Raw genomic sequence first — 14,870 nt, 5'->3', positions numbered from 1 at the left:
TGAACGATGTGTGGCACAGTTGCATTAATACTGGATATTCCCAAACTTGTTAGCGTGGTGGAAATGATTTATGGCAATTCCATACTGCAAACATAAGAAATTTATAAATAAACCGATATAGAGAATAGTATTATGGACAGAGATATAGTTTTAAATTATGATAAAGGCTGGATGGTTATACTTAAGAGATAGTTCCGGACTGATATAAAAAATACGTGGAGGGTGCATGTTTGACAGAATGAATTTTGGCACAAAGATAATCATAGTGGTTGTATTGAGTTTCATAATAAGTTACACCGTTAACTTTCTATTTACAAAGAATATTATAGAGAAGAATGCTATGGAGGCTTTGATTTCCAAAGCAAAGGCAATCACGGTCGAGGCGGAAAGTGCCAGAAATTTTGTAGCAGAGTTGCGTGCAAAAGGGGCTTTTGACGACACTAAAATGCTTGCAGATTTGAAAGAAAAAATGGGAGGAGCCAAGTCTCAGGATGAAATACTTGAGAAGGCCAGAACTACGGCATATTACTATACAATCCCTGTTGTGGCTGCCTGGACTGTTGCTGAGGCAAAAGCGGCCGATGCAAACTACACGGTCAGAGTGATAAGAATTCAGGCAAGAAATAAGAAAAACGAGGCAACACCCCTAGAACGGGATATGCTTCAGAAGATGGAAAGCGCTAAAGCAGATGACTATTGGATAATTGATAAGGATTCAAATGCGCTCAGATACATAAGGGCAATTGTGATGAAGCAAGACTGTATGCTTTGCCATGGAACAATAAGTGATTACCCTGCAGGGGGTGGCAATGACCCTTTAGGAATTAAGATGGAGGGTTGGAAAGTTGGCGATCAAAGAGGCGCATTTGAAATTATCGCCGATTTAAAGCCTATACAGCAAGAAGTATCAAATGCCATAGTACGTACACTTGTTATAGGTACGGTGTTAACTACAATCGTAATATTTCTAATTTTTATTTTGATTAAAAAACTTGCAATAACACCGGTAAGGGACATAAGCAGGCTTTTGGCGTTGGTGGCGGAGGGGGATTTGACCGTATCTGCAAAACCCCATGGGCAGGATGATATTGGAATATTAGCGGTGAGTTTAAATAAAATGGTCAGTGCCTTTAACGCTATGATAGGGAAAATACTATCCTCATCAGGAAATGTTGTGGCCTCTGTGGAAATACTAAGAACAAGCGCTGAAAAGACATCGCATGGAGCTCAAAATCAGTCCGATCAGGCAGCACAAATAGCCACAGCGGCCGAGGAGATGAGCCAAACTATTACCGATATTGCCAGAAATGCTGCGGTTGCCTCAGAGACCTCTGCTCAGGCAATGCAGACGGCACACACAGGAAAGCAGGTGGCTGATGGCGCCGTAGAAACAGTTAATCAGGTTTATTTATCTACAACAGAATTGGCAACTATGGTAGAACGCCTTAATAACAGAGTATCGGAAATAGGCGAGATAGTTACTGTGATTTATGAGATAGCTGATCAAACGAATCTTCTGGCGCTTAATGCAGCAATTGAGGCCGCACGTGCCGGGGAGCATGGGAGGGGATTTGCTGTTGTTGCCGATGAGGTCAGAAAGCTTGCCGAAAGAACAATAAAAGCGACCACAGAGATTTCAAGTAAAATAAATGCCGTTCAGACTGAGTCAGGTCACACGGCCAGATCAATGGAGGAGGCCAGCACAGAGGTATCTAAAGCCACAGAGTTTATAAAAAATGTAGGTGAATCCTTAACGTCCATTGTAGATTCAGTTGTGCTTGTCAGAGATCAGATAACACAGATAGCCACGGCAGTTGATGAACAATCGGCAGTGTCTGAAGAGGTAACGGGAAATATCGAAAAGACTTTGACAATTGCAAGGGATATAGAGCATATGTCGGATGAGGTTAAAAAAGAAGTAAACAACCTTTCAAATATAGCCACTGAGCTAAAAACCTCAACAGCCGGATTTAAAACTAAAACTGCAGGTATCGGTTTTTCGGAGGACAACCAAAGACAAATAGGACGCTGACAGATAAAACATTCACGTTATGTTATTATAAGGAAGCTAAGGAGATGGATTGTAGATGCCGCAGTATTATGACATTACTCTAAAGAGTATTATGGAAGAAGGGCCTCGAAGGTTTATGAAGATGTTGACTGGATATGAGACGGCAAAGTTTCTGGACGTTCAATTTCCGGAAATTAAATACAGACAGCCCGATTTGCTTGTGGAACTTCCCAACGAATCACTGTTTCATATGGAAATGCAAGCCCAAAATGATAGTGATATGGATTGCAGGGAGCTGGATTATTTATGTGTGATATACTGTAAACTTAGAAAACCTGTTCATCAAGTGGTTTTATACGTAGGTGATGGAAAACTAAACATGAAAAGCGAAATTAAAATGGAGGGTTTGCATTTCAAGTATCATATCATAGACATCAGAGATATTGACTGCAAAGAATTACTTGAAAGTGACGACCCTGCCGATAATATTTTATCAATACTATGCAAAACAGAAGACGCCGATAGAACAATAAAGAGAATATTTGAAAAATTATACGAATTACCAACCGACAGCAGAGAGAGCTATATTTTAAAACTGCTAACATTGTCAAGACTTAGGCGTCAGACAACATCCGTAAAAAGAGAGGTAAAGAAAATGCCAGTAACAATTGATATCACTAAAGATGAACTTTATTTGGAAGGAGTGGAGGAGGGTGAGAGAAAGGGTTTGCTTGAGGGTGAGAGAAAGGGCTTGCTTGAGGGCATAGAGTTAGGACTTGAACTTAACTTTGGTTTAACAGGACTTGAGCTGATGAATATTGTTAGAGTTTTGAATACTATAGAGAAACTTGAGGAGTTTAAAAATATTATTAAAAAAGCCGGTTCAGTGGATGAATTGAAGGATTTTTTGGGAAAAAGTATATAAAAATGCGTTTGAGGCTGTTAAAAACAAAAAAGGAGATTTAGCATGGCTGAGTTAATGGAAGAGGTATATCAACGAGCAAACCTTGCTTCTTCAAACCAAATGGAGATGCTCACGTTTTTTTTAACTGATAACCAGCTCTACGGAATAAATGTATTTAAAATAATAGAAGTGATTGAGTGCCCGGCAAAAATCATAAAGATGCCTAATTCTCACCCCTCTGTGTGTGGAACAATTAATTTCAGGGGGAAAGCTATAACTATTATAGAACTCTCGGACGTTCTTGGGTTAGATGCCGTGGACTATAAAAACACTATAAGTTACATAATTATATGTGAGTACAATCAAAGCATACACGGTTTTTTGATTAAAGAGCCTAACGCCCTTATTAATAAAAGTTGGACAGATATTAAGAGTCCATCCTCGGTTGTAAGCAAGTCAGCATACCTGACAGCACTTACTTATTTAGAGGATGAAAAGGCGGTTCAGATTCTTGACATCGAGAAAATCCTATCAGAGATAATAGGAATTGATGATATTATTTCAACTAACCTTCAAACGGAACTCAAAGAGGGCAAGATAGAATTTAAGGATTACCATGTGCTTGTTGTTGACGACTCAAAATCAGCAAGGGTTCAGATTCAGTCTGTGTTAGAGCAGTTTGGCCTGACCTATACTCTTTTAGATAACGCAGTGACAGCTTATCAGATGTTGGAGGACTTTTCTAAAGAAAAGACTCCTATAACCGACAGATTCAATCTGGTAATATCCGACATTGAAATGCCTGGCATGGATGGTTTTACATTTGTCAGGAAGATACGGGCAAATCCAAAACTATCCGACCTGTTTGTGTTTTTGCATAGCTCAATGACAGGAGAGTCAAACATATCAAAAGCCATGCAGGCCGGAGCTAATGATTTTCTTGGAAAGTTTGATCCGGATAGAATTGCCTCTAAAATTCTTGAGAGGGTCACATCTTTACGAAATAAGAAATAATCCTTCAATGTTACACGATTGAATGCGAATTGGAATTGTATGACTTGTCAACAGTTCTTGCCAGCACCACTGCATTGACATCGGAGGCTCCGGCTTTAAGCAGAGTTTTTGCGCATTCGTTGATGGTTGTGCCTGTGGTTACGACATCGTCAACAAGGATAATGCGTTTGTTTTTTACGTTTCCGTTTATATGGAATACGCCTCTTAAGGCCTTTTTACGATTGTCTCTGTTAAGGAGCGTTTGGCTTTCTGTCTCTCTATTTTTTAGCAATAAGTCAATTGATAGTTTAATTCCGCTGTGTTTAGAGATTTTATCGGCAAGCAGGAGACTTTGATTAAATCCCCTGTGATTAAGTCTCTTTCTTGTTAAAGGAACAGGCACTATGACATCGGCCTCTGGAATTGGCAACTCACATAGCAGTTTGCCAAGAGGTGTGGAGAACCTGAAAATTTTAGAAAACTTAAAAAGATGTATTGCCTCTTTCAGTGCCCCGTCATAAACACTGTATGCCAAAAGAGACGATACTCGCGGTCTGTCAGCGTAACAATCGCCACATATTGTAACGTCCGGGTGAAGACCCGGCTTTGAACAGACCCGGCATACGCCCCCTTTAAGCCTCTCTATTGCGCTCCAGCAATCTCTGCAAATAGGAGTAACGGATATGTCGTCCTTACCCGTTTCAGAACATACAGGACACCGACTGGGATAAAAAAGCCTCGCTGCAGCATTAGCTATTTTTAAACCCAGCCCCATGAGACTATCTTGTAGTCTAAAATTCCTTCAGATAAATAATATTGTCTCTCGTTTTTCCTGTTGAGACGATAACTATAGGTACACCAAGTCTTTCCTCGATCATTTTTAGATAGGCTCTTGCGTTTTTCGGAAGCTTATCGAAAGACCTTACCCCGCTTGAACTTTCTGTCCAACCGTCAAACTGCTCATACACAGGCTCACATGCCTCCAGTACCGGCAGCTCTTTAGGAAAATCGTGTAATACCTTTCCGTTATATTTGTAGCTGTCACAGACTTCTATCTTGTCAAAACCGTCCAGGATGTCAAGTTTTGTGATGATAAGACCGCTCAGGCCATTTACCCTTACAGCGTGTCTGAGAACAACCAAATCAAGCCAGCCGCAACGGCGTGGCCGCCCGGTTGTTGCTCCGTATTCGCAGCCTTTTTCCCTTAACAGCTCTCCCACGTTATTTTCCAATTCGGTTGGAAACGGGCCGCCTCCTACACGGGTAGTATAAGCTTTAACAACGCCAAGCACCTCATCAATGCTCTTTGGCCCAACCCCAATTCCTGTCATTGCCCCTCCGGCACAGGCGCTGGATGATGTTACAAAAGGGTAGGTTCCGTGATCAATGTCAAGCATAGTGCCCTGAGCGCCTTCAAACAGTATTTGTTTGCCTGCTTTAATAGCGTTTTCAATTATTATGTCGGTATCATCCACGTGTGGAGCAAGCGCCTGAGCGTAGTTCATGTACTTATCGTAAATTGCCACGGCATCCAAAGGCTCTTCATTATAGAGGTTTTTCAATAAAAAATTTATTTCAACAAGATTGTTAGTAATTTTCTCCTTAAACAGCTCCGGCCAGTACATGTCTGAAATCCGGATGCCGGAGCGGGCAATCTTATCAGCATAGGCAGGCCCTATGCCGCGCCCTGTAGTGCCTATTTTTTTGTCGCCCTTTTTGGACTCCTTTATCCCATCCATTATGGCGTGGTAGGGCATTATCATGTGTGCGCTTTTGCTTACTTTCAGATTGTCACCCACCAGTACCTTTCGCTTTTTGAGCTCCTCTATCTCCTCAATTAACGCTTCAGGAAAGATGACAAGTCCGTTTCCCATAATGCAGAGCTTTTCCTTGTGAAGAATTCCTGAGGGTATTAGGTGAAGTATAAACTGCTCATTGCCAATTACAACAGTATGCCCTGCATTGTGTCCCCCCTGATAACGGGCAACTACATTGGCTTTTTCCGTAAGGCAGTCAACCACCTTACCCTTACCCTCGTCGCCCCACTGTGCCCCCACCACTATTATATTTGCCATTGTGCCTCCATCATGCTATAAGTTACATATCTATAGTTATTTTTTTAACACTTAGTATGTTGACAAGATTTCGTATCTTGCCCATAATTGTGCTGCTTATGTCCTCGTCCACACTTACCACAGACACTGCCTTACCGCCTTTTGACTCTCTGCCAAAGGACATGCGGGCTATGTTTATCCCGCTTTCGCCAAGCAGCGTCCCAATGCTACCTATCACACCGGGTTTATCCACGTTATTTATAAACAACATATACCCTTCGGGGATTAACTCAAGAGAGTATTTGTTGATTCTTATTATCCGGGGATCCATCTTGCTGAACAAAGTTCCAGAAAACACATGGTCTGTAACGTCACATTTTATTTTCAATGTCAGCATGGTGTTATAGGCTCCTGCATCGGCGCTCTTTGTCACCTTTACTTCTATTCCGCGCTCCTTGGCTATCAGCGGAGCATTTACAAAGTTTACCGTTTCCTCAAGTATAGGGCTAAGATAACCCTTAAGTGCTGATATTACAACCGGAGCCTCCGGTATCTCAGATGCCTCGCCGGCAAACTCGATGTTTATCTCTTTCACATCATGCTCTATAAACTGAGAGGCAAAAGCACCCATCCTGCCGGCAAGGTCTATGTATGGTGTTAGAATGCCCACCTTGTCCTGAGGAATTGACGGAAAATTCACGGCATTTCTAATTGTGCCATTTACAAGATAATCAGCCACCTGTTCCGCTACAGCTAAAGCAACGTTTTCCTGAGCCTCCATAGTGGATGCACCAAGGTGCGGCGTGCACACTACCTCATCAAGCGCTATAAGGGAAAGATCAGTGGGCGGTTCTTTTTCAAACACATCAAGAGCAGCGGCAGCCACCTTGCCGTTCTTTATGGCGTCATAGAGGGCTTTTTCATCTACTATGCCGCCTCGGGCACAGTTTATCAGCCTTACTCCAGTCTTCATCTTTGCTATACTCTGCGCATTTATAACGTACTTGGTTTCCGGCGTCATAGGGGTGTGCACTGTTATAAAATCGGATTCCTTAAAAAGCTCATCAAGAGACACCTTTTTAATGCCCAGCTTCATGGCCGTCTCTTCACTAAGGAACGGATCATAGCCCACCACGTTCATCTCAAGGCCAATCGCTCTTTTTGCTACCTGAGCACCAATGTTGCCGATACCAAGTATCCCAAGGGTTTTATTAAAGAGCTCAACTCCCATGAACTTTTTCTTTTCCCACTTACCGTCTTTCATTGATTTTGTGGCATGGGGGATTTTTCTGGCAATAGAAAAAAGCAGCGCTATAGTGTGTTCAGCCGTTGTTATCGTGTTGCCTCCAGGTGTGTTCATTACAACGATGCCCTTTTTAGTGGCAGCGGCTTTATCCACATTGTCAAGCCCTGAGCCGGCACGCCCGATTACTTTGAGTTTTTCTGCTAATCCTATAACGTCAGCAGTCAGTTTGGTAGCACTCCTTATCACGATTCCGTCGTAATCGGCTATACAGCCCTTTAGTTCATCAGCGCTCATCCCGGGCTTTACATCTACATCAAGTCCAGCGCTCTTTAGTATCTCTAAGCCTCTTTCCGATATGTTGTCACTTACCAAAACCCTCATCCGTTAAATCCTCCTGTCGCTATTTCACTAAATATTAAAAAAAAAATTAAAAGAGAAGCTCCTCACAAGCTGCCACACCTTTGCCAAGTTCAACTGGGGCGCCAAGTTTCCTCAGAGTCATCTCTATAGCAGAGACAGCCGTAATAATATCAAACCTGTCGGCATACCCAAGGTGGGCTATTCTGAAGATTTTCCCCTTAGCGGCATCCTGTCCTCCGGCACAAGTAACTCCGTAGGTTTCTCTGAGAACCTTATATATTTTCTGCCCGTCAACTCCATCGGGAGCTTCTATGGCAGTCACCGAGTTACTGGGGTTTTCTTTGGCATAGAGCCCTAGCCCTAAGGCGCGCGCTGCGGCTCGTGTTGCGTTAGCAAGCCGGGTGTGGCGATCAAAGACATTTTGAAGACCCTCTTTTTCAAGAATTTTAACACACTCGTTTAGCCCAATGATCAGGGTCACCGGGGATGTAAAATTGGTCTGGTTTTCGCTTTGTTTTTGTCTTTCCACCTTCAGGTTGAAGTAGTAGTGGGGGAGCTTTGATGTTTCAGCCATTGCCCACGCCTTATCCGACACGCTTACAAAGGCAAGCCCGGGGGGCAGCATAAGCCCCTTTTGAGAGCCTCCAACCATTATATCTACCGACCAGTCATCAGTTTTTAAATCATGTGCCACCAGCGAACTTATTGCATCAACGATAAATATGGCGTCATGGTTTTTTACTATTTTGCCAATTGCCTCAATATCGTGGTTAACGGCGGTTGAGGTCTCGGTTGCCTGCACAAAAACGCCCTTTATGCTGCCATCCTTTTTGAGTATCTCAGCCACTTCATCAGGTTTAACGGAGTATCCCCAGTTAACTTTTAATTCTACAGGGTTAAGTCCATAAGCCTTTGCGATTTTCAACCATCTCTCACCAAATTTTCCGCCGTTTATTACCAGCACTTTGTCATCTTTGTTGAAGAAATTAGTGACTGAGGCAACCATTCCTCCGGTTCCGCTGCAGCTTAGGATTAAAACATCATTGTTAGTCTGATATAGCCACTTTAAACCCTTGCGCGCTGAGTCAAGGATGGGGATGAAATCTGGCGCTCTGTGATGAATCATGGGCATAGCCATAGCAAGAAGCGCCTCCGGCGGTACAGGTGTGGGCCCAGGTGCTAACAAGTACCTTTTTAACATTTAATTATCCTCCTAAACATTTTTCTATTTTCACTTTTAAACACTCAAAAATTATCCCACGTATCAGCTCATCAGGGAAAAACAACCTGATTGTGTAAATTTTATTTTCAATACGTATTTACAACAAGGCAACCTGACTATTATAATAAAAAGCGTGAAAAAAAAATAGGTTTTCACAAAAATACTTATTATCTTATTACACTAAGTGTAATGAGGAATTAAATTAAGGGGGTATAAAGAAGTGGCAGTTTTTTTCAGGCTTTTTATTTTCGTAATTTTTGTAGTTGGCGGTTACAACCTTATGAAACCCTACGGGTTTACCTATGAGGGTGTGTTTGTTGGCCTGATACTGGGTATTATGGTACTGGGGAGCGAGTATTTTCTGAAGAAGCTCAAGGTTGGAAAAATTATAGGCGGGATAACAGGTCTTGTTCTTGGAATAACGCTTGGCAGACTTATTATTTTTCCTATCAGAAATCTCGTAGGTGTCTATCCTATAATCTCGTACATGATAGAAGCATTTACGGGTTATACTGGTCTGTTAATCGGACTTATGCGTGGTGAGAATCTTTCAGCGGCCAGTATTATGAGACTTTTCAGGGGGCAGGGGTTGGACGAAAATCTTAAAATTCTCGATACCAGCTCGATTATTGACGGACGTATTGCCGATGTTTGTGACACAGGGTTTCTTGATGGGATTTTCATTGTCCCCCAGTTCATCCTTCAGGAGCTGCAGCACATTGCAGATTCCTCAGACTCAATGAAAAGAAGCCGCGGTAGACGTGGTCTTGACGTCCTTCACAGGATACAGAAACTCTCTACAATAACCGTGCGGCTCATCGAGGAGGATTTCCCTAAAATCAAAGAGGTTGATTCTAAACTTGTTGCGCTGGCAAAGATGATGAATGCTAAGATTATTACCACAGATTTTAATTTAAACAAGGTAGCTCAGTTACACGATGTTGCGGTTTTAAACATCAACGAGCTGGCAAATGCCCTTAAACCTGTTGTGCTACCCGGTGAGACGATGAAAGTGTTTATCATCAAAGAGGGTAAGGAATCTAACCAGGGTGTGGCTTACACAGAAGATGGTACAATGGTTGTGGTTGAAAATGCAAGAAAGATGATAGGTAAAAACATAGAAGTAGCCGTAACCAGTGTTCTTCAGACAACGGCAGGCAGGATGATCTTTTCTAAACCGGCTAATGAATATTAAAGTGATTTTAAGGGGAAGGACGCTGTCCTTCCCCTTAAACCCTTTCCTGCAAGGGGACTTGTCCCCTTGACCCCAGGTTTTATGTCAACAGTTGCAGTGATTCCAGGAGCAGGTCAGGGGAGCAGATTTAACTCCGAAAAAAACAAAATATTCCATACTATTTGTGGAAAGCCAGTGGTTGCCTATGTGTTTGAGGTGTTTCAAAACCTTGACGTTATTGATGAAATCATTCCGGTGCTTAGAGACTGTGATCTAAAAGACGGGGAGTTGATAATTAAGACGTATGGTATAAACAAAGTTAAGAGGATAGCTCCGGGCGGGCAAATTCGCCAGCAGTCGGTGCTTAATGCGATTAAGTTAATTGATGACAAAAGTGCAATTGTAGCCATCCATGATGGGGCAAGACCGTTTATAACCCCAAAGCTTGTGTTAGAATGTATTGATTCCCTTAGTGAGTGTGATGGAACGGTGGCAGCCGTAAATATTAAAGATACTGTAAAGAAAGTTAAAGACAATCTATTTGTAGAGAAAACATTAAAACGTCAGGAGCTTATGGCAGTTCAGACGCCGCAGGTATTTCGTTATGAGACAATCTACAATGCCTATGAGAGGGCTCTTGCTGATAACATTGAGTTTACCGATGACACATCGGCGGTGGAACACTACGGAGGCAAAATAAAAATTGTGCCATCCTTCTATGGAAACATAAAGATTACCACAAAGGAGGATATGGACTACGCGGAGTTTGTAGTGTCAAGGGGTGGTTTTACACGGTGATTCGGGTAGGCATTGGTTATGACAGCCACAGATTTGAAAGGGGCAGGAAACTAATAATAGGTGGCGTGGAAATCCCATTTGAATACGGGCTAATGGGGCACTCTGATGCAGATGTCTTAACCCACAGCATAACTGATGCCATAATTGGTGCAGCAGGGCTTGGCGATATAGGTAAGCTGTTTCCCGACACTGACCCAAAGTGGAAAGATGCCGACAGTGTTGCCATGCTAAAGACAGTCATAAATATGGTTACAACCATTGGATTTGTGGTTGAGTGGATAGACAGTGTTGTGATAACTGAAATACCCAAAATATCGCCTCATGTAGAGAACATGAAAGCTGCTATATCAAAATCCGGAATACCTGCTAGGAGTATTAATATAAAAGCAAAAACCAACGAGAAAATGGGTTTTATCGGAAGAGGTGAGGGTATCGCCGCAATGGCGACATGTGTTATTTCAACGCACAAAAAATGACTCCTCAGTAGAATTGTGCAGGGTGTGAAGTTTAATAAAATTCATTTTCCAACAAAAAAGAATTTAACAAAACCTATCACACAGGTGTATAATTGAATAGCACAAATTAATCTTTAAGAAGGGAAAATCATTTATGACAGAATTAGAAAAAAGTGTGTTAAAACTGGGAATGCCTAAGGGCAGCCTGCAGGAGTCAACTTTTAAATTATTCAGAAAAGCAGGGTATCATGTTAACGTCTCTTCACGGTCATACTATCCATCCATAAACGACCCAGGGATAGAGGCCATGTTGATAAGAGCACAGGAGATGGCACGTTATGTGGAAAAGGGAATTCTGGATTGCGGACTGACTGGGTATGACTGGATACTTGAGCAGGGGGCGGATATTTATGAAGTAGCCGAATTAAACTATGCCAAAGAGGGCTTAAGGCCGGTTCGCTGGGTTGTTGCCGTGCCTAATGACTCAACAATTCATTCAATATCAGATTTAAACGGAAAACGCATAGCTACAGAGCTTGTTGGATTTACTAAAAGATACCTTAAAGAACACGGAATTGAGGCTGAGGTTGATTTTTCATGGGGAGCAACAGAGGTTAAACCCCCACAGCTGGCCGATGCCATTGTGGAACTGACTGAGACCGGTTCCTCTTTAAGAGCAAATAATCTGAGAATCGTTGAAACAGTGCTCACCTCTACCACCCGCTTTATTGCTAACAAAAAAGCCTGGCAAGATCCATGGAAACGCCAAAAAATTGAAAACATGGTGTTGCTCCTTACGGGCGCTCTTGCCGCTGAAGAAAAGGTTGGACTTAAGATGAATATCCAGGAGCAAAGTCTCAAGGAAATCACGGGTTTGCTTTTGGCAATGCACTCTCCTACGGTTTCACAGCTTACCGACCCTGGATGGCTTGCCCTTGAGGTTATTGTAGAGGAAAGCATAGTCAGGGAGTTAATCCCTAAGCTTAAAAACTGCGGAGCCACAGGTATTGTGGAATATCCGCTTAATAAGGTGATTCCTTAAACTGGGTGTGGAGTTTTAAAACCTGTTATGCCGGAGAGCCTGATAAAACAAAACGTTCTTAACCTTAGTGCATACAAGGTTAATGATTTTCAGTGCAAAGCTAAACTTGATGCCAATGAAAGCCCGTTTGGCTTTGATATAAGCCCAGAAGCGCTTAACTTAGTTAAAACCAATAAATACCCAGACCCTGAGGCAAGGGAGCTGAGAGCAATTCTTTCAAAAATGTGGTGTGTTTCGCCTGAAAATATTTTGCACGGTAATGGCTCCGATGAACTCATATACTATTGTATCATGGCTACGGGTGGCCCGGTACTTTATCCAACGCCAACATTTGTGATGTATGGAATAATCGCAGAGTCTCTCTCTGAAGCTACACTTCCCATTGCACTTAACGAGGATTTTGAGCTGGATACAGACGCAATTATTAGAGCTATACATGAGAAAAACCCTCGAATTCTTTTCATAAGTTCTCCAAATAATCCGACAGGTAATGCGTTTGCAGTTGAAAACATCCATCGGATTATAAAGGAGTCCAAAGGGCTCGTAGTGGTTGATGAGGCGTATCAGCCGTTTTCTGAAAAACCGTCTTTTGTGCCATTTATCGGTGATTACGACAATCTTGTTGTTATGAAGACACTGAGTAAAATCGGATTTGCCGCTCTGAGGCTTGGCTTTGTAATTGGCAGAGAGGACATCATAAGTGAAATCAATAAGCTCAGGCTACCTTACAACGTAAACTCTCTTTCTCAGACAATTGCAATTGACCTGCTGACTAAGAAACAGAACGAGCTATCTAAAAACATACAGACAATCATTTCTGAAAGAATTCGCTTAATGGAAAGACTTAACGAATTTAACGCATTCAGGGTTTATCCCTCAGACTCTAATTTCTTTTTAATAAAACCTCTGCATATGAAGGGTGTTGATCTATATGGCAAACTGTTAGAAATGGGTGTTGCCGTTAAGAGTTTTGGAGCAGTAGTACAAACCCTTAATGACTGCCTCAGGGTGACAGTTGGAACACAGGAGGAAAACACCTTCTTTTTAAATTGTATAGAAAATATTTTAAACACTGAAAGGACAACATGAGAAAAGGAAAAGTAACGAGAAAGACAAAAGAGACCGACGTAACAGTGGAAATCGTCCTTAACGGCAGCGGCGTAACGAAGATAAACACACAGATACCGTTTTTAAACCACATGCTTGACCTTATGGGTAAGCACGGGCTGTTTGATTTAACCGTGGAGGCAACCGGTGATATTGAAGTTGACTACCACCACCTGATGGAGGATGTGGGGCTCACTCTGGGAGCTGCCATCGCAAAGGCTCTGGGAACCAAAGAGGGCATAACCAGATTTGGCAGTGCCTTAGTCCCTATGGATGAAAGCCTCTCAGAGGTTATTATTGACTTAAGCGGCAGACCGTATATGGTTTATAATGTGCCCGGAGGGGACTACACACTCAGGGATTTACAGGTATCGCTATTTGAAGACTTTTTCAGAGGAGTAAGTAATAATGGATTATTTAATCTCCATGTGCGGCTTCACTACGGCAGGGATACGCACCACATGATTGAAGCGATATTTAAAGCCTTTGGCAGGGCTCTCAGTGAGGCCGTAAGCACAGACCCACGCGTTAAAGGGGTTCCTTCAACTAAGGGGAGTTTGTAAGGTTTAAATGAGGTAATTCTTATGCTTGACTTGTACGGCTCTTTGTCGTACAATAAACGGTAGGAGGTCGATACTATGCCGTCAACAGAAGAAATGTGCAAAACCGGCTTAAAAGGCGGACGTTTAGAGGCCAGAATTAGCAGCGAGCAAAAACGCTTGTTCAAACGGGCAGCACAACTACAAGGTATCACACTTACCGATTTTGTAGTATCCACGCTTCAAACTGAGGCAACAAAAGTCATTCATAATCATGAGGTAATGGAGCTTACTAAAGAGGACCGGGAAATCTTCGTTTCCGCGCTCTTAAACCCTTCAATTCCAACAGGACGGTTAAAAAAAGCCGTAACACGCTATAAAAAAACTATGGACTGACCATGCCGGTGTCATCCAATTCTAATCCGGTCATAGAGCTGCTAAGCAAACATCACAACCGTGCGGCTTTTGATTGCGGCGTAGATGGTCTTACGCTCTATATCCGTCAACTGGCTGGACAAGATGTCAAAAAAAAGATTGCCGCCTCGTTTGTCCTTTTGGGTGATACGCCATCAACAATTGCCGGATACTACACGCTTTCCTCTACCAACGTTGATGTGGTGGAGTTGCCGGAACCAGTTGTTAGAAAGCTGCCACACTATCCCATAATGCCAGCAACACTGATTGGCAGACTTGCGGTTGACCACCATTATCAGGGCAGAGGCTATGGCGAACTCTTACTTGTGGATGCTCTCCGGCGTTCTCTTAAATTGACGGAGCAGATAGGCTCAGTGGCAGTTATTGTTGATGCCAAAGACGATAAGGCCAAATCGTTTTATGAGCATTTCCAGTTTATCCCATTAATTAATTACTCCCACCGCCTATTCCTTCCTATGACAGTCATTCAGAATTATTTTACACATGAATAGTTTGACATGCGTAACTGAAACCTGCTTTAACAAAAAGGA

At 42.5% G+C, this 14,870-nt stretch carries 15 protein-coding genes; 11 read left to right on the top strand and 4 right to left on the bottom strand.

Annotated features, from left to right (window positions below):
* Nucleotides 1-226 precede the first annotated feature (226 nt).
* The 3 genes from HQK88_05160 (at nucleotide 227) to HQK88_05150 (ending at nucleotide 3,929) form a co-directional block, all read left to right on the top strand.
* Entirely contained in the window at nucleotides 227-2,032 is a 1,806-nt protein-coding gene (locus HQK88_05160; GenBank protein MBF0616193.1) for a DUF3365 domain-containing protein, read from the top strand.
* A gap of 115 nt (nucleotides 2,033-2,147) precedes the next feature.
* Nucleotides 2,148-2,936, top strand: a complete 789-nt coding sequence (locus tag HQK88_05155) for a hypothetical protein (protein MBF0616192.1) — start codon at nucleotides 2,148-2,150, stop codon at nucleotides 2,934-2,936.
* Between the two features lie 42 nt (nucleotides 2,937-2,978).
* Nucleotides 2,979-3,929, top strand: a complete 951-nt coding sequence (locus HQK88_05150) for a chemotaxis protein CheV (protein ID MBF0616191.1) — start codon at nucleotides 2,979-2,981, stop codon at nucleotides 3,927-3,929.
* Between the two features lie 10 nt (nucleotides 3,930-3,939).
* Here HQK88_05150 and HQK88_05145 read toward each other — a convergent pair whose 3' ends face one another.
* The 4 genes from HQK88_05145 to HQK88_05130 are packed head-to-tail and all read right to left on the bottom strand — an operon-like array spanning nucleotide 3,940 to nucleotide 8,769.
* On the bottom strand, nucleotides 3,940-4,683 hold the full coding sequence (locus HQK88_05145; GenBank protein ID MBF0616190.1) for a ComF family protein: 744 nt from the start codon (nucleotides 4,681-4,683) through the stop codon (nucleotides 3,940-3,942).
* A gap of 16 nt (nucleotides 4,684-4,699) precedes the next feature.
* The gene (locus tag HQK88_05140; protein MBF0616189.1) at nucleotides 4,700-5,983 is read right to left on the bottom strand and encodes an adenylosuccinate synthase; all 1,284 of its coding nucleotides are present in this window, start codon (nucleotides 5,981-5,983) and stop codon (nucleotides 4,700-4,702) included.
* Nucleotides 5,984-6,005: 22 nt separating this feature from the next.
* Nucleotides 6,006-7,589 (bottom strand): phosphoglycerate dehydrogenase, encoded by a 1,584-nt coding sequence (locus HQK88_05135; protein MBF0616188.1) that lies wholly within the window; start codon nucleotides 7,587-7,589, stop codon nucleotides 6,006-6,008.
* 46 nt (nucleotides 7,590-7,635) lie between these two features.
* The gene (locus HQK88_05130; protein MBF0616187.1) at nucleotides 7,636-8,769 is read right to left on the bottom strand and encodes an alanine--glyoxylate aminotransferase family protein; all 1,134 of its coding nucleotides are present in this window, start codon (nucleotides 8,767-8,769) and stop codon (nucleotides 7,636-7,638) included.
* Between the two features lie 301 nt (nucleotides 8,770-9,070).
* Here HQK88_05130 and HQK88_05125 point away from each other — a divergent pair, with 301 nt between their 5' ends.
* The 8 genes from HQK88_05125 to HQK88_05090 all read left to right on the top strand — a co-directional run bounded on the left by HQK88_05125 (nucleotide 9,071) and on the right by HQK88_05090 (nucleotide 14,831).
* Nucleotides 9,071-9,985 (top strand): TRAM domain-containing protein, encoded by a 915-nt coding sequence (locus tag HQK88_05125; protein MBF0616186.1) that lies wholly within the window; start codon nucleotides 9,071-9,073, stop codon nucleotides 9,983-9,985.
* 66 nt (nucleotides 9,986-10,051) lie between these two features.
* On the top strand, nucleotides 10,052-10,762 hold the full coding sequence (gene ispD / locus HQK88_05120; GenBank protein MBF0616185.1) for a 2-C-methyl-D-erythritol 4-phosphate cytidylyltransferase: 711 nt from the start codon (nucleotides 10,052-10,054) through the stop codon (nucleotides 10,760-10,762).
* A complete protein-coding gene (locus HQK88_05115) occupies nucleotides 10,759-11,238 on the top strand; it encodes a 2-C-methyl-D-erythritol 2,4-cyclodiphosphate synthase (GenBank protein MBF0616184.1) in 480 nt (159 codons plus the stop codon). Before ispD ends, HQK88_05115 begins: the two co-directional genes overlap by 4 nt.
* 133 nt (nucleotides 11,239-11,371) lie before the next feature.
* Nucleotides 11,372-12,259: an ATP phosphoribosyltransferase gene (locus tag HQK88_05110; protein ID MBF0616183.1), complete on the top strand. Its 888-nt coding sequence runs from the start codon at nucleotides 11,372-11,374 to the stop codon at nucleotides 12,257-12,259.
* 27 nt (nucleotides 12,260-12,286) lie between these two features.
* On the top strand, nucleotides 12,287-13,348 hold the full coding sequence (gene hisC, locus HQK88_05105; GenBank protein MBF0616182.1) for a histidinol-phosphate transaminase: 1,062 nt from the start codon (nucleotides 12,287-12,289) through the stop codon (nucleotides 13,346-13,348).
* Nucleotides 13,345-13,929, top strand: coding sequence for an imidazoleglycerol-phosphate dehydratase HisB (gene hisB, locus HQK88_05100; protein MBF0616181.1), 585 nt, complete (start codon nucleotides 13,345-13,347; stop codon nucleotides 13,927-13,929). The genes hisC and hisB overlap by 4 nt, the downstream gene beginning before the upstream one ends.
* A 93-nt stretch (nucleotides 13,930-14,022) precedes the next feature.
* Entirely contained in the window at nucleotides 14,023-14,301 is a 279-nt protein-coding gene (locus HQK88_05095) for a DUF1778 domain-containing protein (GenBank protein ID MBF0616180.1), read from the top strand.
* Nucleotides 14,302-14,303: 2 nt separating this feature from the next.
* Nucleotides 14,304-14,831 carry a GNAT family N-acetyltransferase gene (locus HQK88_05090; protein MBF0616179.1) on the top strand — a complete coding sequence of 176 codons (528 nt, stop codon included), beginning with the start codon at nucleotides 14,304-14,306 and terminating at the stop codon, nucleotides 14,829-14,831.
* Nucleotides 14,832-14,870: the final 39 nt, after the last annotated feature.

The organism is Nitrospirota bacterium, from assembly GCA_015233895.1.
In the GTDB taxonomy this organism is placed as follows: Bacteria; Nitrospirota; Thermodesulfovibrionia; order Thermodesulfovibrionales; family Magnetobacteriaceae; genus Magnetomonas.
This window is presented reverse-complemented; position numbering and strand designations above follow the sequence as displayed.